Here is a 20,698-nt window from a genome sequence, read left to right as displayed (position 1 = left end):
CTTATTTTACTATTAAAAATGGCCTTCATCAAGAATGATGATGTCCACACGGCGGTTATACGCCTGACCTTCTTTTGTCTCATTTGAGAACATCGGTCGTGTGTCCGCGTATCCGGCGATTGAGAACTGCTGCTCATTCACGCCGAAATCCGACAGGTAATGAAGGACGCTGGCGGCACGAGCCGAAGAAAGCTCCCAGTTTGAGGGGAAAGTTTCGTTTTCAACAGGTGTTGAGTCCGTATGTCCCTCTATTCTAAATCTTCGGTTTTTTAGCTCCGAATCTTGAAAAAATTTCGATAATTTTAAAAGAATATCTCTAGTTTCATCGATATTGAGGGCCGCACTGCCCTGCTCAAAAAAAACATCAGAAGCCAGAGAAATAACGACACCACGTTCATCACTTGAAAGCGTGATTTTTGCAGACTTGACTTCAGGCGCAAACAGGCTGACTGCCTTTTTCTTTGCTACAGAAAGAGATTTTCCTTTTTCTGCGGAAGGGAGAGCCGAGACATTGTTTCCCAAATCTGCAAGTTTTCCGGCCGCTAGAGACTGACCGCCAGAAGTTACAGGAGCTTCGATTGACTCAGTAGTGATTTGCAAAGACTCCTGGATCTGCGCCAGCGCCGCCGTATCGACCTCCGAAGGGTCATACAACATGACGAAGAAGCAGAGCATAAGCGTAATCATGTCACCATAAGTACCTTGCCATGCGGTTGACGGTTTGGCAGGTTCTTTTTTTTCTTTTTTTGCCATATTAAGTCCTGCTTATTAGTCTTTAAGAACATCAGGCTCGATAATCTTGCGGGTTTTTGGATCAAGATATGTGAGGAGCTTGAGCGCAAGGATTCGCGGGTTGTCACCGGCCTGAATTGAAAGTACACCCTCGATAATCATTTCCATGGTTGACATCTCAGCGGCATTCTGCGAAGAAAGTTTGTTCGCAAAAGGAGCGACGAGCCAGTTAGCAAGCATAGAACCATACAAGGTCGTAATCAAAGCGACAGCCATGTTAGGACCAAGGGAGCTTTTATCTTCCAAGTTGTTCAACATACCGATAAGACCAATAACCGTACCCAACATTCCGAAACCTGGACCGTAACCAGCCCATGCGTTGATAACGCCTATCCATTCCATGTGACGGCCTTCTGCCGCGCTCATTTCATTTTCCATAATCGTCCGGATGACGTTGCCGTCAGTACCGTCGACTACCATTCGCAAGCCTTCTTTCATGAAGGCGCTGTCCAAGTCATCAAGGCCTTCTTCAAGGGCAAGGATACCTTCACGACGGGCCTTTTCCGAAAGGGCGACCATATTCTGAATCAGCGTTTTTTCGCCGTAATCGTGAACTTTCAGCGCGCGACCCATAACCTTGAACAAGCCCAGGGCCTGTTTGAGCGGCGCAACGATGAACAATGCAGCATAAGAACCACCGATCGTAACGAATACGGAAGGAATATCGATGATGCCGCCTACAGAACCACCAGATGTGATGACACCAAGACCGATAGCGACCGTACCACCGATAAGACCAATCAATGTAGCTATATCCATAACCTACTCCTAATTATATTTCAAGGGCATTAACGCCAATCTGTTTACGATATGAGACGATGCGGTCAATCACTTCCTGGGGCTTGTCACGCACAACGATTTTTTTACCTGAGAAGAATGTGACCGTCAGATCAGGATTCTGCTCCATACTCTCAATCATGTGCGGATTTATCCAGTATGTTGAGCCGTCTAATTTTGTTACAGGAATCATTCCCCCACCCCGCAAGACAAAACACTTTTCAATATACTTTTCAATGATACATCAAATGAAAGAATATTGAAAGCACTTTTTTTCTCATTGTAATTATCGGAAAATTATAATTTTTTATTAGATTCTCTTTTCCCGATTGCGTTTTTTTTTCTCATTGGTTAATTTTATATCAAGAATAATTCTGGAGGCTGACATGAGCACAAAAATTCTCATCATCGAAGATGTACCTGAGATGTCGGAACTGGTATCAATGTATCTTGCAAAAGAAGGAATGGATGTCTCAAAGGCTGCGAGCGCAGAAGAGGCGATTGAAATTCTCAAATCAGTCACGCCGGACCTCGTGATTCTTGACCTGAACCTTCCAGGAATGAGCGGTTTTGATTTTCTCAAGAAATTCCGGGGTGAGTACAACAATACTATTCCAGTCATAATCTCATCAGCACGCGACGGAGATGAGGATATAATAGAAGGATTGGGGCTTGGAGCCGATGAATTCGTCACGAAACCATTCTCGCCGAGAGTCCTTGTCGCAAAGGTAAAGGCAAATCTCAGGCGCGGCTCAGAAATTTCCGCGGCCGCCGAAGAATTTTTTGCTTTCGGGGATTACAAGCTTCTTTTAAATTCATGCGTCCTCAAAAAAGGAACCGAAAAAATCTCTCTCTCTAACAAAGAATACAAAGTCCTTGAATATCTCACAAAACATGTCGGCGAGCAGCTTTGCCCCGAAAAAATCTACAAGGATGTCTGGGGCACGGAATTCGGTGATGTCACGGCAGTCGCAGTCTACATCCAGAGATTGCGCAAAAAAATCGAGGAAAATCCTGCGGAGCCTCGGCACATAAAGACAGTTTTTGGAATGGGGTATCTCTTTGAAAATTAAGACTCAGCTGCGCATTTTCCTGATTGGCGTAATTTTAGTTCCGATTCTGGCGGCAACGGCTCTTCCGGCTTACCATTATCTCACGCGACCTGACAGGCTTCTTCTCGAAGGCTACAAGCAAATAAGGAGCATGGAGAACCTTCCGCTCTCAAAGCGTGATACAAAGGTTTTCGCACAGCTCATAAGGACTCTTCCGCCGAATGTTGAATTCATAATAATCGCGAACCATGGCGACATACTCGGAACAACGATTCAGGAATTCTCCGGCCTCACGCATATAGACATGCCGAAGCTGTTCCAATACATGAACGAATCGAGCGAAAAATATTTTTATCAGCTCACTTCCCCGCCACTCGAAGACAAAAGCAACGAAATTCTTTTCATAAGCCGAATAAGCAGGGAAGCAAAGCATAAAAAAGACGGATTCACAAAGATGCTCACGGCATTCCTCATCTGCGTAGCATTTTTTGAGCTTTTCTGTATCATACTGATAGTGATGATTTCACAGACAATCTCAAGTTCCATCACAATTCTAAACAAAAACACACAGAGAATCGCCGGCGGAGAACTTGATGTCAAACTAGATTTTTCAAAGAACACGAAGAGAGACAACGAAATCACCAGCCTCACGGAGAATCTTGACAAAATGCGCCTTGCGCTCAAGGACAACGAGGAAAGACGCTCCAGATTCATCATGGGAATCAGCCACGACTTGCGAACTCCTGTGGCCGTAATCAAAGGCTACACCGAGGCCATGAGCGACGGATTCTGCGACAACCCCGACGAGATGAAAAAATCACTTGCCATCATAAGTTCAAAAACCGAGCAGCTCGGAAACATGATTGACACGCTGATAAATTTCGTAAAACTGAATCAGACTGACTGGGTAAGCCAGCTGAAAAAACAGAAAATCGCACCAATTTTTGAGGAATTCGCAAAAAGCTCCGTTACCACAGGCGGAATTTTCAAGCGGAATGTAACGGCGGACATAAAAATCAGCAACGAAACCGAAGTCGCATTCGACAAGCCTCTTATCCAGCGCACCCTTGAGAACCTATTCTCAAACGCGCTGCGCTACACGGCCGACAACGACTCAATCGAAATTCGTGCCTATGAGGATTGCTCCGAAAACCTGCACAGGATTTTTTTCAGCATCAGGGACACAGGAATCGGCATAGCAAAGGAAAATCTGGAGAAAATTTTTGACATGTTCTACAGGGCAAGCTCATCACGGCGGGAAGAAGGAATGGGAATCGGGCTTGCAACCGTCATGACAATCGTAAAAGCCCACGGCTGGAAGATTTCCGTCCAGTCAGAGCTAGGAAACGGCTCCGAATTCACGATAGAAATTCCGGTCAGATAAGTTGAAAGTTGAAAGTTGAGGACGAAACACTTTTTCACTTTCCAAGTTTTTTATTTGATCAAATAAGCTGTTCTAGGAATCTATTCAGCAAAAGGATTCCTCGGCGGTTCAAGGAATAGATTTTCTCACCGTCCAGGGAAAGTTTTTCGGAAGCAAGGCGATTTTTTTTCCACTGGAAGAAGATTCCGTCTGCCCGGTTTGCACCTATCCGCTCAGAAAGATCTTTTCCAAATCTTTCTTTATAATCAGCAGAGCTTACGCCCTCAATCTTTCGGAATCCAAGCATCAGAAATTCAAATTCAAGCGTCGTCTCATCAAGGTTCTCAACATTTCTCTTTAAAAAACAAAGGTTCTTTTTGGCGGAACAAATTTCTTCATCAACACCACGGATATAAGCAGGAACTGAAAGAGTGTTCGTCCACCTCACGGCCGATTTCGAGCAAAAGTCGTAAACGGTTCCGCTCGCGCCGGCTCCCACGCCTATGTAATTCTCCTGTTTCCAGTAAGCAGAGTTGTGTCTTGCCTCAAAACCTTTCCTTGCGAAATTGGACACCTCGTACTGAGAGAAGCCTAGCTTTTCAAGGATGTTCCGGCCCGCAATCCACATTTTATCAGCCTTTTCATAGGAAAAGTTTACAGTGCCATCCTCAATTTTCTTCCATAAAGGAGTATTTTCCTCAACGGTCAGCGTATAAAGCGAAACATGATCGATTTTTGGATATTTTTTTAAAAGCTCAAACTGATTTTTAAAAGATTCGTGCGTATGACAAGGAAGCCCCGCAATAAAATCAACGGAAAGCCGTCCGTTCCAGTGATTTTTTAAAGTCTCAAGCGCATTCAGGATAATCCTGCAGTCCGCGCCCCGGTTCACGCATGACAAAGCCCTGTCATCAAAGGCCTGGATTCCCATCGAAAGCCTGTTCACTCCAGATTTTCCGCAGGCCGAAAGAAATTCCTCCGTGACATCATCAGGATTCATCTCAACGGTGACTTCGGCATTCTCATCAAAGCCAGCGGCATCTTTTATCCCGGAAATAAGATTAAAAATCTGCTCCGGCGAAAGAATGCTCGGAGTTCCACCGCCGACATAAACGGAACGCCATTTTTTGATTCCGTAGAATTCAGCATAAATTCGAGCTTCCCTTATGAGCGAGGAAATGTAGGAATCAGAAAGGTCGTTGCACTTCCCAGCCCTGTCCCGCTCCGCAATGCTGTAAAAATCGCAGTAATCGCATTTTTTCTTGCAGAACGGAATATGGATATATATAGAAGAATTCACAAAATCTCCGGGAAATCAGAACATCTTGAATTTGCTGAACGGAAAGTAAAGCATGAGGACTTTTCCGATAATCTCGCTATGCTTTACAGGCCCCCAGATGCGTGAGTCACTGGCAGAAATGCGGTCATCTCCAAGCACAAAATACTCGTCCTCACCAAGCGTTATCTGAGAAGTAGAAGATTTTGCGCCAAGCTCAGTGTCCCATCCTGCAGGAGGAACAAGAATCTTTGCATTGTATTTCGTTTCGGTAACTTCAAATTCCGTGAGGAAATGCTGCTGATTCGCAGGCTTTACGAAAACAACATAGCGGTCTATGTAAATCGTATCACCAGGAAGCCCCACGACCCTGCGGATAACAGGACGGGTTCCCTCGACAGGGCTTTCCTCAAACGGCTGCCATTTTCGTATGCTTACAAAAAGCGCGAGGCTCCTTAAAAGCCCTTTTATTGCACTTGAGTTGGAATTCTTGTAGTTGCGCATAAGGATGACATCTCCGCGTCCAGGATTACGGAGCAAGGGGCTGACAAACTCATAGCTTCCGGCAGGAATATCCGGCGACATTGAATCCGACTTATTCGCAATCGGGAACACGACGAAGGTCATGAAGATAGAAACGATGATAAAAAAGAGCAGGACGATTCCTATTACAGAAAGGATTCTGTGGTAAAGCTCTTTTCTCAATTTATATGAAATTGCATAAATATTTTTTTCCATATAGATAGAATAGCAGATTTTTAGAAACTGTTGCAAGTTCAGATTGTTATGTTTATAATTAGAAGATATGTCCGAAAATGTAAAGATTATTGCACAGAACAAAAAGGCAAGATTCAATTATTTCATCGAAGAATCCTACGAGTGCGGACTGGAACTTGAAGGAACTGAGGTTAAATCCGTAAAGGCAGGCAATGTGTCCTTCGCGGATTCTTTTGCCGAAATTATAAACGGAGAGGTATGGATGCGCAATTTCCATATCTCTGAATATAAATACTCGTCCGTGTTCAATCACGATCCGGACAGGAAAAAGAGGCTTCTTCTTCACAAAGAAGAAATCAAACGGCTTCAGCGCAAGGTCGAAGAAAAGGGCTTCACCTTGATTCCGCTGGATTTTTACCTTAAGAACGGGCGGGTCAAGCTCACTCTCGGAGTCTGTAAGGGCAAAAAACTCTACGACAAACGGGAAACAATCAAGCAGCGCGACCTCGACCGGGACATGGCAAGGGATTTCCGAAAAGATTTGTCATAGTCCTGAGGAAAGGCAATTTGAAGAATCAGAGATTAAGAACTTTGCTTCTCTGCATCACATTATCGATTCTTTCTCCACTAGCGGCACTCCATGCCGAAAACCTGCTGGTTGATTATTACGGTGTGGTTTCTGCTTCCTCAGACACGAACATGCTCAAAATGGCTCAGGATGTTTTTTTCACCCAGCTCAAATCAATTGACGGCATAACGGTTGATGACAAAAGGCCTGATTTAAGCAAGGCATCTGTAGCCGTGCCGGATTTTGCCCATACGAATGCGGCAATCTATTTCTATGCGGAAGTCACGGATCAAAAAAATGATGCCGGGCAAACTGTCTGGAACTGCCGCTTCAATGCCGTCACAGCATCAGACGGAATCACACACTCGGCAAGCGAAAATTACGAATCCTACTATAAAATTCTCGTCGGTGCAAAAACCGCGATTGAAAAAGTTCTTTCCGATTTAAAATCTCCTTCCCCGGAATTCGCATCGGCGAACAAGTCAAACCTTGCGGCCGATTTTAAGACTGGAGTTGACATCGAATCCCTTGCAGGAACATGGGGCGGAGAGCCTTATGCAGACAAAATCATAATTCTGCGAGGCGGAAGAGGCTTCGTAATCTTCAAGAACGGCGCGACAATGAACATAAAGATTTCCGTCAAAAAAGTCTCAATCGACGGCAAGAACACAAATCTTGAAATTTCTCAGGTGGGGAAATCAAACGCATCATTTTTCCCGGAGCTTCCACGCGAGCAGGCCCTTCTGTGCGCCGCAAGTGCCCCTCCAATCACCTGGAATTTCTCGCTCACCTCGGCAGATACTCTTGAGGGCATAAAAAATACCGTCATCCAAACGAACAACGGCACTGAACAAGGCACTGTAAACTCAAGCTGGACCAGAAGATAGGGAGCTAGGAGTTACTCATTATCTAATAAACTGCCGCATGGACGCGGCGAAAAGAGATGAAATCCGCAAGAATTTTCGTTAGAAAATTCTTGTCAGGGCATGGATGCCCCTATTTTCACAGCTCCCTGGCGGATTACTTTTACTTCGCCATTTTCTTCAATCGCTACTATTGTCGATGGAACGCCGCCTTTTTTGTCGCCGTCATCGATAATCAGCTCGACTTCCTTTCCGAATTCATCTTTTATCTGCTTGATATTGTCAAGGACATCTTCTCCGCTTCGGTTCACGCTCGTTGAATAAATCGGAGCACCGCAGCCTGCAATCACTTTTCTGAGCCATTCGTCCCCAGGGCAACGGAAAGCTGTCGTCTCAAAATTTCCGTCCTCGGCGAAAGTGTGCACGATAATCGAAAGCGGGCCTGGCCATTTTTCAAGAAGGTAATCTGGAATCACATCGCGGGTATATTTTTTTACATCCTCAGGCTTCGCAATCAGCTGAATGAAATTTTTGCCTTCAGCACGGTTCTTTATTGAACAAATTTTTTCAAAAGTATGGAAAGAATAGTGCCTTCCGTCAACGATACCTGAAAATCCGTAGACTGTATCTGTAGGAAGGACTACGACTTTTCCCCTTCTTAAATAATCAATGGCAATCTGAGCAGACTCATTATCACACTTGCGGCAAATCATAGACTGGAATCCCCTTTATTTTTACTTTATTTTTTTTGACAGCAGCATCTTTTACCCTGAAATCTTTTAGCATAAGATAAAGATATGTAACGAAGAACATCAGAAGGCCTGCAAGCTTGCAAAACCATTCCGGAAGGGAATAAGGTTCAATTGATTTAACAGGCGTTCCTGTCTCAAAGTGGTACTCGTCGATATTGATAAGTCCGTTGATCTTAACGACTTTCTCTCCGTCACGAACATATCCCATCTTGCGCGCAAAACCCGCTATTACATCCGGGTCTTTTTCAAGGGCCGTATATTCAAGGGAGAGAGAATCATTGATTTTTTGTATTTCGTCCGCACGGGCACTAAGGATTCTTTTCTGCTCACGAAGCTGGCCGTCCGCCCATATTCCATCCTTTCCACAAGTGAACGAGACGAGGACATAAATTACGGTACCGGCCAGGGCAGCAACGAGAACCCTGAACATTTTTATCATAGCCTTTTGAATATCGGCTTAGATACAAAAATTCTAAAATATTTTTCAACATGAAAAAAAAATTGGACTTTTCTTTGATATGTATGCTACAATAGATAGGTAAAGTGTAATTTTTTTAAGAAAAGTTGCCGATAATATATCAAATATTTTCTTAATCGGAAGCCATAAAGAGCTTGCAAAATTTCACTTTTGAAGGGGAACAATATGAGTGATTCAGATAAAACAAACGAACTTGACAATTACGGCGTTTGGGTTAAAAAGCCGCCTCGCACCGTTTCATCTGAAAATGGAGAAGATAATACAGACACTATTTCTGATATAGACAATGATCTCCCGGATTTTGCCGCTATCGATGTAGTTGACGATCCTACAATCGGAGCAGATCCAAATGCGGACGACACAACGCTTTCTGCAGACGAGCTTGCGAACATCACAGGTTCCTTTGAGGAAGCCGCTCCAGCTCCAGAAGCAACCGAATCATCTGGAGGTTCCGGCGAAACCGAAGAAATCTCCCTTGATGAGTTCATTGAGGGCGGTGTATTTGAAGGTGACGAAGATGCCGCTCCGGCACCTTCACAGCCTGCAGCCACCACTTCACAGGCAGAAGAATCAGTATCCGCCGACGAATTCATGGAATCAAGCGACATCACAGTTTCTGATGCTCCTACAGTTTCAGAATCATCAGCTTTGTCTGATGACGGTCCGATTGACATTGACCTTTCATTTGATGATTCAGACTCAGTTCCTTCAATGGAAAGTTCTTCATCAAGTTCTTCTGCCCCTGTAAAAGAAGTTGCGGGTTCAGAGGAAGTCGATTTGAGCGACTTTGGCGTTGATTTCGGTGACGGAGACTCTTCCTCTTCATCAGAAAGCACAGCTTCAAGCGACGGAACAGAGAGCGTTGACCTGAGCGATTTCGGCGTTGATTTTGGCGATGGTCCATCATCTGAACCAAGCGCGCCTGCAGCAGAACCTGCTTCTGAACCAGTCGTAAACGAGGACGGAACAGAGGAAGTATCACTCGACTCATTCGGATTCGACATCAATGCAGAAGAGCCTGGCGCAGAAGAAAGCGCACCGGCCGCAACCTCAGACAGTACAGAAGAAGAAATTTCCCCTTCTCTATCAGACGAAAATCCTTCACTCGAAGAATCAAGCTCACCTTCTATTGAATTATCAGCCGAGGACGATGTAGGCGACATCTCAATCGAGGCAGAGCCATCAACTTCTGCACAACAAAGCGAACCTGCACAAACTTTTGAATCTCAGGATAACGATGATTTCAACCTTGACTCAATCATGGATTCAATCGAAGACGAAAACGGCAATAAGACATCACTTAATGACAATGCAGGTTTCGTTGCCGACGACGCTATAGCGGAAGAAGAACCTGTAGTTGCAGAAGAAGAACCAGTTGCTACCGAAGAGCCACTTTCTGCAGAACAGGAAACAATTATCGAAGAGCCTGTTGTAAACGATGTCGTTGATATGGATGAACCGGTATTTGAAGAAACAGCCGTCGATATTCCGGAAGAAACAGCTACTGAGCCAGTAGCCGATTCTGATTCTGACAATCCGTTTGCCCTTCCTCCAGATGATGCATTCACAGCAACAGTCACAGATGAACCGACAATTCACGACGAGCCGGATGAAAATATCGCACTCTCAGACGAAGCTCCTCTTTCAAGCGAGCCAGTATTTGAGGAACCGATTGCAATCGACGAACCGGCCGACGAACCTGTTCCACAAGAATCAATCTCCGTGGAGCCAGTTTCATTCGATGATTCTGTTGCAACCGAAGAGCCTGAGCAGGAGTCTGTTATCGAGGAATCTTCAGCCATCGATGAACCTATAGAAAGCGCACCGGTCGCAGAAGAGCAGCCGGTCAAGCAGGATTCAGAAATCAGTTCTACCGCAAATGACATTCTTAATCAGATTGCTTCAGAACTTTCTTCACTCCGAAATGAAATCTCAAATCTCAAAACTGAATTTGAGGAACTTAAAAATAAGGAAGCAGCACCTGCCGCAACCGAAGCAGAAGAAGCTGAAATCCCGGCAGAATCAGAGTCAAGCGGCGGATTCTTCGGCTCAGAGGACGAGGATGACACGATCGCGCTCTCTCTCGATGAAATGGACAATATCCTTAACACGGTTGAAATCGTTGAGGAAACAGCTCCTACCCTTCCAGAATCAGCAAACACCGTTTCGAGCGAAGATGAAGCTGAGGAGCCGGTAATTGACGAGACTCTGCCAGAAGAAACTGCTGTTGAAGAAGTTGCCCTTCCAGAAGAGAGTGTTGAATCAGAAGAATCCCTCGATTTCTCTAACGAAAACATTGAGGAGCCGGTTCTTGACGACATCGACACAAACATTGCCGAAGAAGAGCTTCCGGACGAAATCCTCGTTCCGAAATCAGAGGATGATATTCTCGTTGGCTCAAGCCAGGAAAATCTCATCGAAGAAACTGAACCAGGCGAATCTACAGAAAATCTTTCAATCGATGAGCCTGCCCCAGAAGCAGATTCTATTGAAGAAGACATCAACTACGAAGTTGAGCAGGCAGCTTCTGCAGAAAACGAAGACTCAACTATGGTTGACGAGCCATTCGTATTCGATGACAACGAAGACGATGCTGATGCAACTCTCTCAGCTGACGAACTTGCAAATATCACAGCAGATTCAAGCATGACAGAAGAAGCGGGTGAAGAGATTGTCGAAGAAGAGCCTGTCGCAGAAGAAAGCATTGAAGAGCCGGAAGAAAGCGCAGAAAGCAATATTCCGGATGTAAGCGATATTCTTGGTGATACATCGAGCAGTGAAGAGGAAGAATCAAGCGGAATCTCAATTTCTGAGGGCGAGCTTGACAATCTTCTTTCATCAGAGGCAGCCCTTGCTGAACAGAACCGCAAACTTGCCGAGGAAGAAGAAAAAGCAGAGCCAGTTCACTCTTCAATTCCAGGTGACTTGCAGAAAGAAATCAAATCAGTTCTCTCATATATGGATCAGCTTTTGGAAAATCTTCCGGAAGAGAAAATTGCTGAATTCGCTCAGTCAGAACAGTTTGAAACTTACAAAAAATTGTTCAAGGAGCTTGGTCTCGACTAATGAATATAGGAACAAAAACAAAAAGCGGGCTTTTGCAAAAGGCTCAGAGCGTTCTTGCAGATGTCACGCCGACATTTTCAAAGTGGGCTAAACGCTCCGGCTTTGCAAGGGCCGCAATTCTCTCGCCATGCTCAACATCGGAAGGTAAATTCTATTACACGACTGATGCCGTAGGTTTTTCAGCCAGAGAAATGGCGATGCTCACAGAGACTCAGGAATTCTGGCTCAGTACGCTTTCAAAGGCTTTTGAATGGCAGTGTTTCTCGCGGGATTTCAATGAGCTGGACAAATTCGACGGTCTTTTTGAAGATGATGTTCTTGCACAAATCAACAAGATTTTCTTCCTTCCGTTCCGCAACAAGGCAAATCCAATGCTCTTCGTTGTCGTTGAGCTTGAAGATGATAACGACCTTAATCTTCCACCGTCATCAGAAATGGCAGTAACCCTCAAAAATATCGTTGAATTCAAGAATCAGGAAAAAAAGATTCTCGCAAAATTCGACAAAAATATCGAAGCTGGACTTGAGCTTTCACAGAGCAGGCTTTATCTTCTTTCGCTCAAAGTGTGCATTGAAGAGCAGCTTTCAAGCCTGGAGCTTCCGGGGGACGAGCTAAGGCATCTTGTCACAAGGGCAATCACGGACGCGGCACAAACAATCGTTTCACCGCTTTTCCGCTCGCCAAACTGCTGTCAGACAGGCTCAATGGGCGAAATCAAGGTCGTTCTTTTTGCAAAAGATGAAGAGGATGAGCAGCTTCTTGCATATCACATTTCACGCACTTTGCTCGGACTTTTAGGCTCGAAAGCAACAAAGCAGATTCTTCTGCTTTCTGCAGGTCTTTGCCCAAACAAAGCCGGAACAATTGAGTTTCTTTGTAAGTGCTAGTTCACGAAATGGATTCACAAATCATTTTTGAAGCAAGCAAGTCGGGGGAACTCACCTGCTCGCTCAAAGGAAAGTATCTTCATTCAAAATACAATCCCTTAGCAGAAGGAGAAAAGTTTGCCCAGAATTTGCAGGCAGATTTTTCTCCTCTTTGCGTTTTTATAATTGAACCCGCCCTATCCTACTGCGCAGAATCGGTTAAAAAAAAGTTTCCGGGAGCAGCAGTTTGTGCAATCAGATTTTCAAGAGATTTCTCTGAATCTGACACAAAATGGAACAAAGTTTTTTATCTTGATGGTGAGATTCCGCTGGGCGAAATCCTTTTCAATTCTTTGGGCGAAGAAAAACTGATTTCAAGCCTTGCGTTCGACTGGACACCGGCAAAAAATATTTTTCCAGAAGAATCAATGCTCGCATGGGGCGAAATCAAAAAGGCGATTTTAAAAGCCAGGGATGTGATTGGAACCAGATCTTATTTTTCAAAGAGATGGCTCAAAAACTCGCTTGTTTTCGCATCAAAAATCCAAAAAACGCTGCTTCTTGAAAATGGCGACACCCCAATAATAATTGCCGCCTCTGGCCCAAGCCTGAAAACTTCAATTCCATTTCTCAAAAAATACCGGGATTCCTTCTTTTTGATTGCAGTTTCTTCGGCATTTATGCCGCTTTCAAAGAACGGAATCTCACCTGAACTCGTGATTTCAAGCGACGGTGGATATTGGGCAAAAAAGCATCTGGATTTTTCAGGCGAAGAAAATGCGCATACAGTATTTGCCCTTGAAGCAGAAAGTGCCATTCCAAAAAAACTCCTCACGCAAAAAGAAATTCTTCCGCTTTGTTACGATGACGGGCTGGAAAAGGATTTTCTGGATTCAATCGGCTGCCCCTACATGCTCTCAGAGCGGAACGGAACTGTGGCAGGAACCGCACTTTGCTTCGCGCACTCGCTCACAGAAGGAAATATTTTCCTTTGCGGGCTTGACCAGGCTCCTTCACCCTCTTACCAGCACACGCAGCCGAACGCATTGGAAACGGATAACGGCAAAAAAGATTTCAGGCTCAAAACGGCAGAGACAAGGATGACGGCTTCAAGGTTCAATTCTCAGGCTTCGCTTGAAATTTACAGGAACTGGTTCATCTCCAATTCGGAATATTTTTCAAAAAGAGTTTTTAGGCTGTCCGACAATTTTAAATATGACTTTTCTCTCGGAAAAATCCGTGAAATCAACTGGAATGATTTTGAAAAGATGACTGGATGCGGCCTGACGGGATGCGGCCACACACAGCAAAACGCGGCTAACAATCCAAAAAAGATTCTTTTCAAATCCGTAAAAATCAAAGTCAACGGGGGTGAACGGAAGTCAAAACTTCTTGAAACGCTCAGGAAACTTTCTCAAACCGAAAAATTTGCTGATGAAGTCTTTCCAATGGACTCAATTCTTATCAAAAGGGAACTTTCACCCGAAAAACGAGGAGAACTGAATTCAAAACTCACGGAAAAGACCGAAAAACTGCTTAAAGAATGTGAGAAATTGCTGTAAAACAGGTGGAAAAATGGGGGATTATTTTTATTCACAGATAATTGAGGCAAAGGACAAGAGCCTTATTCCGCTTTGCAAAAATACGGCCGGGCAGGAAGTATCGTTGCACTCAAAATACAATCCAGTTCGTGAGGCAGAAGGTTTTGCCGCACAAACGGAGCCGGACTGTCTTTTTTTCGTAATTCTTGGACTGGCCGGCGGCTACCACATCCAGAAAATCCTCGAAAAATGCTCCAAAGCAAAAATCCTCGCCGTTGAAATCTCCCAGAATGCAATCGAATTTCTTTCACAAATTCCTTGCGCCAAAAATTTGGAAGCTGATAAACGCGTGACATTTACTTCCCTTGAAAATCTGGAGCAAAATCTTCTTGCTAAATACAAGCCTGCGATTCACGGAAACCTCACGATTCTTTCACTTCGCCAATGGGAAAATATTTTCCAAACCGAAGCAGAACTTGCCAAAGCTAAAATTACAGGAGCAATAAAACTCCTCGCCTCGGACTTTTCTGTTCAGAGCCATTTCGGGAAAATCTGGCAGAAAAATATTCTTTCAAATCTCTCGCTTGCAGAAAAAACGCGTGGCTTCGATGAGGTTAAAAAATCAATTCTTCCGCTCGCAACGCAAAAAACAGCGGCAATAATCGCAGCGGGGCCAAGCCTTAACGAAAAAATCAGGCTTCTCAGGGAAAATCGGGAAAAATACTTCATAATCGCGACTGACACGGCTTTTTCCGCGCTCACAAAGCAAAAAATTGAAAGCGATGCCGTCGTATCGATTGACGGCCAGATGATTTCGCATCAACATTATATGGAAGAAATCAGCAGAAACACGCTCTTTTTCTTTGATTTGTGCGCCAATTCAGCCTCAGTAAGAAAGGCTGTCGAGAAATCAGGAAATGTAATATTGGCCGAGACAGGGCATCCGCTCGCACAATACGCAAGTTTTTTCTCCGGCACACAGAATTTCATTCATCTTGAGGCTGGAAGCGGAACTGTCACAATAGCGGCGGCGAGCCTTGCAAAATCACTCGGATTCAAAAAAATCGAATTCTTCGGAGCGGATTTTTCTTATATTGACGGCAAACCATACACACGAGGAACTTACCTCGAAAGCCAATTTCATTCAAAATCTACAAGGCTGAGCACGGCCGAAAAATCATATTCCACTCTCATGTACCGAACCCCGGTCATAAAACTCTCAGACAACAAAATCACCACGGAAATTCTTGAGGCATACAAAAATTCTCTTGAAGATTTTATGACAAAAAGCAAGCCTGTTTCCGATGCAAGAAACAAGCTTGGGAAATTCAATTTAAATGATTTTAAATCCAAATATTGCAAAGATTTACGCATCACATTCAAATCAGAGAATGATATGGACGAGGACAGTTTTACTTTCACTACCCTTCTTCCCCTCATGGCAAAACTAGGAAAAGGCTCCGCTTTCCTTGCATACCTTAAAACATTGAGATATACTGAAAGGGTATGAAAAGACCAATAACTTTTGTTTCTATATTTTGCTCAGTTCTCTTTTTGGCAGCCATCATTGTCTTCGCATCAGGAATTTATATCGACAAAAAAAACGGAACAGCACGGGCAGACGCACGCTATCAGGAACTTTTAACTCAAACAAAAGAAAATTTCTCCGAAAATTCTTACGGCTCATCAGAATTCTCAATCAATTTTATACGCGCAATCGGGGAAATCAACGATTTTTCATCCCTCAAACTTGAAATCAACGGCACCCTTGTCTATTCTTATCCTCCATCAACATTTTCTCTGCCTTCACCAGATTTAATCAAGTCCTACTCTGACACAGTATATATCGATGGCAAAAATTTTACGCTCAGGGCATCCATTTACCTGATGACTCCAGGCTCAATCTACAATCATTCAAGATTCGCATTTCTCCTGATTCTTGTCGGAACACTCATCGTCGGACTTTTCATCGTCTTCACAAACAGCGGGGATTCATCTACGAAAGACGCTTATGCCTCACATCAAAAAAAGAAGCCCGAATACAAAGCATACAAGGAATTCATAGAAAACAAAGAAAAAGAAAAAGCTGAAACAGAACCAAACGAAGCAACTTCTTCCACAAAAAATGAAGAAACGGACTCCGAGCAAGAAAAAGAATCAGAAAAACCAGCAGAATCCGGATTCGAGGAAGTCTCGGTAATCGATTTTGACACTCCGGCTGAGACAAAACCAATCTTCAACCCGGAACCAGAGGCTGAAAAAGCAGCAGAAAAGACTGAAACAGAAAACAATATTGCAGAACCTGCTGCACAGGAAGATGGCGATGGCGGTCTTGATATAATTGACCAGATGGAGCAGGAAAATCTTGCGCTCACAGATGAAGATTTCTTTGGGGAAGACAAGTCTGACAAAAACGAAGCAGATTCCGAAAATGACGAGCCTGTTTTCACGCCTCTTGATGAAGAATCTTTCACAGATTTCACGGAGCCAGCCGTTACAGAGCCTGTTTCTGCGGAGCAAAAAGAGCCGGAGCCAACATCTACGCTTTCGCCTGTCACAAACATTGCATTGCAGGCTTCTCTTGAGCCAAAACTTGATGAAGAAATCAAAACGAACCCACAGGCAACGGTTTCGCTTATTAAAATCAACGGCCTTGACCGAGGAAACGCAATATCAGAAAAAATCATTGCGATTCTCAAGGAAAAACTGAACAGCGACTTGCTTTTCGAGTACAAGGCTGATTCTTACGCAGTAATCTCTAAGGAAAATTTGCAGGCTGTGGTAGACAATTTTGAGGAACTGTACAATAAAATCACGGATTTCTTAAGGGATAATAACGCGGCAAACGAAGTTTCCGTCGGAATTTCTTCGGCAAGCGGAAGAAATGTCAATGCAGAAAGGATTCTCCTTGAAGCAGGACAGGCACTTGAATATGCTTCACAGGATACGGACTCACCTATTGTAGCATTCAGGGCAAATCCTGACAAATACAAGGAATATATCGAATCAAGCAATTAGTTTATTAAGATTTTTTATTCTCTGTCTTTGGAGCTTCTTTCGCATCTGGAGGAAGCTCAATTTTTTTATCAGCATCAAAATTATCTACAATATCCGAAAGCTGCTGTGCAAAACTCGTAAGCTGTTTGTTGCCAGGAAACTTTTCCTTGAGGATGAAAAAAGATTCTTCGGCATCTTCACCACGCCCGACATTTATAAGCAGGGCAACATAACTTTCAAGAAGATTCTCATCATAAGGGCTGCTTTCCATCAATTTTTTGTATTGCAGAATAGCCTCATCGACTTTGCCGCTCATTGCCGTAATATAGGCCATGCTCGTTTTCAGAAGTGTATTTTCAGGGTCAAGCCTCAAAAGCTCAGTGTAACATTCAGTCGCTTTTTCCCAGTTTTTTGCCAGGGCATAGGAGCGCGCAAGTTTATAAAAGGCAGTACGGCTCAGTTCTTTGTCACGCATTGCGAGCTGGTAATATTCAGCAGCCTTATCGTATTTCTTGATTTCCATATACCCTTCGGCAATGTTATAATATTCCGTGGCAAGATTCGTCATTACGATTCTTTTTTCGCCAGGAACTCTTATGCCATTCGTTGTACATGAGAAAAAAGACAATACGATAAAAAATGCTATTCCGAGCCTGATGCTGATTTTCATTAAACTACCGTATCATTGAGAGAAGCCGTGCTTTTGAAACAGGCAAATCCGTTATTGTAATCTGCTTCTGGCCAGTCTGAGCAACTTTTGCAGGCACTCCAAACAAAGCAGTTTTGAGCAAAGCTACAGTTGCCTTTACAGTCCGAGGATCAGACATATTAAGAATGAATTTTACATTGAACTGATCCGTAACTCCGCGATACTGAGAAAGAACTGCCACAAAAGACTCAACCGGAGTCTTAACATCACCAGAGCCAAGCATTGAACGCATAAAAACCTGTGGAACCGGAGAATACATGATAATATCAGGACTGTTATTATCATGAATGATAGCGTATTCACTTTGGCTCAAAGATTCTGAAAGCAATTTTTCGGAAACAGTCTGGTCAGAATAAGCGATTTTATTGAATCTCTTGACCATCGGCTCAATATTGTGGGAAATGAATGCATTTGATGATGAAGGAAGACAAAGCTGATAAAGGCTCTGCTGATGTGTATAAACCACCTGCTTTTCAAGAGCTTCGGTCTTCCAGCCTTTTTTTTCATTGAAGGCCATTCCCAAGAAACTCTGCGGAATTTTTCCGGTTGCAGAAAGCTGCAATTCGCCGTTCGTTCCGACAGCAATATACGCCGTATCCAGTCGCTCAGCAATTTTTTTTGCATCAGATTCTGCTGCGTCAGACACTTTTTGAATAGCCGAGACTACAAAATCTTGATTTGACTGAACAGGAACAGAAAGATAAAGCGCAGCCCCGCCGTCCAAAAGCTCGAACGGGTCAACTGGTGCTAAATCCGGAGTAGATTTACAAGAAAACAAAAGGCTTACGCCCACCAAAGAGATGAACGCAAGCTTCATAAATTTAAGCTTTTTCAATAGAAATGCTCCAAGTTTTGTCGTCAGCCTCAACAGAAGAAGATTTGTCGAGTTTTTCCTTCCATTCTTCGACGACAGCCAAAGTTTCGCCAGTTACGAAATCCTTGAATTTTGCGAAAGCGTCTTTGAGGTCAGCATCGCCCGAAACGAAGAGTTTGATTCGGTCAGTGACTTCGAAACCGCTCTCTTTTCGGAGATTCTGGATTCCGCGGATAAGGTCACGGACATAGCCCTCTTTTTTGAGTTCGTCTGTGACTTTTGTATCCAAACCAACTGTAAGAGTACCGTCATTTACGACTTTGAGGTCTTCTTTTTCGATTCGCTCAACGATGATTTTATCTGTGTTAAGGTCAACATTCTGACCGTCAACATCGACAGAAACTTTTTTGCCGTTGAGAATGTCGGCGATTGCCTCGTTCTTGAGCTCGACGATTTTTGCGGCGGCGGCCTTCATTTTGGCGCCAAGCTCTTTTCCGAGAACCTTGAAGTTTGCCTTTGCCTTGTATTCAACAAGCTCATCCTCGCGCTCGTGGAAGATTACTTCCTTAACATTAAGTTCCTCGCGGATTGTGTCAATCATGCTCTCAAGAACCTTTCTCTCCTCGGCGTTGCGTGTGACAAGCTGAGTAGAAGCCAATGGCTGGCGGTTTTTGAGGTTGAACTGGTTGCGAAGGCTTCGTCCCATAGAGACAGCCTTCTGAACTGTGTCCATGCGGAATTCAAGTTTTTCGTCGCGGAGGGCTGCATTATAGACAGGGAAATCAACAAGATGAACTGATTCCTTGTCGCTCTGAGTGCGCAGGTTCTGCCACATGCTTTCTGTGATGAAAGGAATGAAAGGAGCCGCAACCATTGAGAATGACTTGAGGGCGTAGTAAAGTGACTCATATGCTTCTGATTTGTCAGTGTCGTTCTCGCTCTTCCAGAATCGGCGGCGAGAGCGGCGGATGTACCAGTTATTGAGCTGGTCAATGAAGTTGATGAGAGGATCAATTGCAGAGCTAAGGTCGTAGTCATCCAAAGCGGCTGTAACGTCCTTAATCATCTTCTGAGTGATAGAGACAATCCATGCGTCCAGAGGATTTGAAGGCTTAAGCCCTTCGAAAACGCTGCCTTTAGCTGTGTAATTGTCGATATTTGCGTAAGTTACGAAGAAGCTGTATCCGCTCCAGAGAGGAATGAGGATATTCTTCAAAACCTCACGAACTCCGTTGTCGCTGTAGCGCAAGTCGTCTGCCTTTACTACGGCTGAGTGAGTGAGGAAGAGACGGAGGGCGTCTGCACCGAACTGATTGATTGCCTCGACAGGATCAGTGTAATTGCGGAGAGACTTAGACATCTTGCGGCCGTCTTCTGCAAGGACAAGACCGTTTACGATACAGTTTTTGAATGCAGGCTTGTCAAAAAGCTCTGCGGCCAAAATTGTAAGCGTGTAGAACCAGCCTCGTGTCTGATCCAGGCCCTCTGAGATGAAATCAGCAGGGAAATGCTTTTCAAAATATTCTTTGTTCTCAAACGGATAGTGCTGCTGGGCGTAAGGCATTGAGCCAGACTCGAACCAGCAGTCAAAGACCTCTGGGATTCGGTGCATTGTTCCGCCGCACTTACATTTGATTGTAACTTTATCTACATACTGCTTGTGAAGGTCGTCCAAGTCTACTCCGCTCTTTTCTTTGAGTTCGGCTCGGCTTCCGATACAGATTTTTTCACCGCAGTCGTCACACTTCCAGATTGGGATTGGGTTTCCCCAGTAGCGGTTTCGGCTGATTGCCCAGTCACGGCTACCGGCAAGCCATTTTCCGAAGCGGCCTTCCTTGATGTGGGCAGGCTGCCACTTAATCTGGCTGTTGGCCTTGAGAAGGCGGTCGTGCTGGTCGGCAACCTTTACGAACCAGCTTCCGATTCCGCGGTAAATGAGCGGAGAACCACAACGCCAGCAATGCGGGTACTGGTGGTTTACAGTCTCGCGCTTAACAAGCTTGCCTTCTTTTTTGAGGCGGTCCATGATGTCTTTGTCGGCATCCTTTACGAAAACGCCCGCATAGT

General features: G+C 44.3%; 19 protein-coding genes. 9 read left to right on the top strand and 10 right to left on the bottom strand.

Annotated features, from left to right (window positions below):
- Window positions 1-12 precede the first annotated feature (12 nt).
- Genes motB through IJJ71_RS06205 form a run of 3 tightly spaced genes read right to left on the bottom strand, consistent with a single transcriptional unit; the run spans window position 13 to window position 1,762 of the window.
- Window positions 13-753 carry a flagellar motor protein MotB gene (gene motB, locus IJJ71_RS06215; protein ID WP_296845967.1) on the bottom strand — a complete coding sequence of 247 codons (741 nt, stop codon included), beginning with the start codon at window positions 751-753 and terminating at the stop codon, window positions 13-15.
- Between the two features lie 15 nt (window positions 754-768).
- Complete coding sequence (locus IJJ71_RS06210; RefSeq protein ID WP_296845966.1) at window positions 769-1,551, bottom strand: motility protein A; 783 nt, start codon at window positions 1,549-1,551, stop codon at window positions 769-771.
- Between the two features lie 13 nt (window positions 1,552-1,564).
- The gene (locus IJJ71_RS06205) at window positions 1,565-1,762 is read right to left on the bottom strand and encodes a flagellar FlbD family protein (protein WP_296845965.1); all 198 of its coding nucleotides are present in this window, start codon (window positions 1,760-1,762) and stop codon (window positions 1,565-1,567) included.
- Between the two features lie 193 nt (window positions 1,763-1,955).
- On the opposite strand from IJJ71_RS06205, the gene IJJ71_RS06200 reads away from it, so the two are divergent.
- Together IJJ71_RS06200 and IJJ71_RS06195 are read left to right on the top strand one after the other, a co-directional pair.
- On the top strand, window positions 1,956-2,642 hold the full coding sequence (locus IJJ71_RS06200; RefSeq protein ID WP_296845964.1) for a response regulator transcription factor: 687 nt from the start codon (window positions 1,956-1,958) through the stop codon (window positions 2,640-2,642).
- A complete protein-coding gene (locus tag IJJ71_RS06195) occupies window positions 2,632-4,005 on the top strand; it encodes a HAMP domain-containing sensor histidine kinase (RefSeq protein ID WP_296845963.1) in 1,374 nt (457 codons plus the stop codon). The genes IJJ71_RS06200 and IJJ71_RS06195 overlap by 11 nt, the downstream gene beginning before the upstream one ends.
- Window positions 4,006-4,063: 58 nt before the next feature.
- On the opposite strand, the gene hemW is transcribed toward IJJ71_RS06195, so the two are convergent.
- On the bottom strand, window positions 4,064-5,284 hold the full coding sequence (gene hemW, locus IJJ71_RS06190; protein ID WP_296845962.1) for a radical SAM family heme chaperone HemW: 1,221 nt from the start codon (window positions 5,282-5,284) through the stop codon (window positions 4,064-4,066).
- A 15-nt stretch (window positions 5,285-5,299) separates the two neighbouring features.
- The gene (gene lepB / locus IJJ71_RS06185) at window positions 5,300-5,998 is read right to left on the bottom strand and encodes a signal peptidase I (RefSeq protein WP_296845961.1); all 699 of its coding nucleotides are present in this window, start codon (window positions 5,996-5,998) and stop codon (window positions 5,300-5,302) included.
- A 67-nt stretch (window positions 5,999-6,065) separates the two neighbouring features.
- On the opposite strand from lepB, the gene smpB reads away from it, so the two are divergent.
- Together smpB and IJJ71_RS06175 are read left to right on the top strand one after the other, a co-directional pair.
- Complete coding sequence (gene smpB / locus IJJ71_RS06180) at window positions 6,066-6,527, top strand: SsrA-binding protein SmpB (RefSeq protein ID WP_296845960.1); 462 nt, start codon at window positions 6,066-6,068, stop codon at window positions 6,525-6,527.
- A 17-nt stretch (window positions 6,528-6,544) separates the two neighbouring features.
- Window positions 6,545-7,432: a TP0183 family DNA metabolism protein gene (locus tag IJJ71_RS06175; RefSeq protein WP_296845959.1), complete on the top strand. Its 888-nt coding sequence runs from the start codon at window positions 6,545-6,547 to the stop codon at window positions 7,430-7,432.
- Between the two features lie 92 nt (window positions 7,433-7,524).
- On the opposite strand, the gene IJJ71_RS06170 is transcribed toward IJJ71_RS06175, so the two are convergent.
- Window positions 7,525-8,121: an L-threonylcarbamoyladenylate synthase gene (locus IJJ71_RS06170; protein WP_296845958.1), complete on the bottom strand. Its 597-nt coding sequence runs from the start codon at window positions 8,119-8,121 to the stop codon at window positions 7,525-7,527.
- Complete coding sequence (locus tag IJJ71_RS06165; protein WP_296845957.1) at window positions 8,102-8,599, bottom strand: FtsB family cell division protein; 498 nt, start codon at window positions 8,597-8,599, stop codon at window positions 8,102-8,104. The genes IJJ71_RS06170 and IJJ71_RS06165 overlap by 20 nt, the downstream gene beginning before the upstream one ends.
- Window positions 8,600-8,803: 204 nt before the next feature.
- On the opposite strand from IJJ71_RS06165, the gene IJJ71_RS06160 reads away from it, so the two are divergent.
- From IJJ71_RS06160 to IJJ71_RS06140, 5 genes are read left to right on the top strand one after another with little or no spacing between them, the layout of a single operon-like run.
- Window positions 8,804-11,704 carry a midas domain-containing protein gene (locus tag IJJ71_RS06160; protein WP_296845956.1) on the top strand — a complete coding sequence of 967 codons (2,901 nt, stop codon included), beginning with the start codon at window positions 8,804-8,806 and terminating at the stop codon, window positions 11,702-11,704.
- Window positions 11,704-12,591 (top strand): hypothetical protein, encoded by an 888-nt coding sequence (locus IJJ71_RS06155; protein WP_296845955.1) that lies wholly within the window; start codon window positions 11,704-11,706, stop codon window positions 12,589-12,591. The genes IJJ71_RS06160 and IJJ71_RS06155 overlap by 1 nt, the downstream gene beginning before the upstream one ends.
- An 8-nt stretch (window positions 12,592-12,599) precedes the next feature.
- Window positions 12,600-14,132: a 6-hydroxymethylpterin diphosphokinase MptE-like protein gene (locus IJJ71_RS06150; protein WP_296845954.1), complete on the top strand. Its 1,533-nt coding sequence runs from the start codon at window positions 12,600-12,602 to the stop codon at window positions 14,130-14,132.
- 13 nt (window positions 14,133-14,145) lie between these two features.
- Complete coding sequence (locus IJJ71_RS06145) at window positions 14,146-15,621, top strand: motility associated factor glycosyltransferase family protein (RefSeq protein WP_296845953.1); 1,476 nt, start codon at window positions 14,146-14,148, stop codon at window positions 15,619-15,621.
- Complete coding sequence (locus IJJ71_RS06140) at window positions 15,618-17,129, top strand: hypothetical protein (RefSeq protein ID WP_296845952.1); 1,512 nt, start codon at window positions 15,618-15,620, stop codon at window positions 17,127-17,129. The genes IJJ71_RS06145 and IJJ71_RS06140 overlap by 4 nt, the downstream gene beginning before the upstream one ends.
- 4 nt (window positions 17,130-17,133) lie before the next feature.
- Here IJJ71_RS06140 and IJJ71_RS06135 read toward each other — a convergent pair whose 3' ends face one another.
- From IJJ71_RS06135 to IJJ71_RS06125, 3 genes are all read right to left on the bottom strand, one after another.
- On the bottom strand, window positions 17,134-17,778 hold the full coding sequence (locus tag IJJ71_RS06135) for a tetratricopeptide repeat protein (protein ID WP_296845951.1): 645 nt from the start codon (window positions 17,776-17,778) through the stop codon (window positions 17,134-17,136).
- A gap of 4 nt (window positions 17,779-17,782) precedes the next feature.
- A complete protein-coding gene (locus tag IJJ71_RS06130) occupies window positions 17,783-18,652 on the bottom strand; it encodes a hypothetical protein (RefSeq protein WP_296845950.1) in 870 nt (289 codons plus the stop codon).
- Window positions 18,639-20,698: DUF5915 domain-containing protein (locus IJJ71_RS06125; RefSeq protein WP_296845949.1), on the bottom strand; the 2,060-nt coding region annotated here is incomplete at its 5' end. The genes IJJ71_RS06125 and IJJ71_RS06130, both read right to left, overlap by 14 nt.

Source organism: Treponema sp. (assembly GCF_017430385.1).
Classification (GTDB): Bacteria; Spirochaetota; Spirochaetia; order Treponematales; family Treponemataceae; genus Treponema_D.
This window is presented reverse-complemented; position numbering and strand designations above follow the sequence as displayed.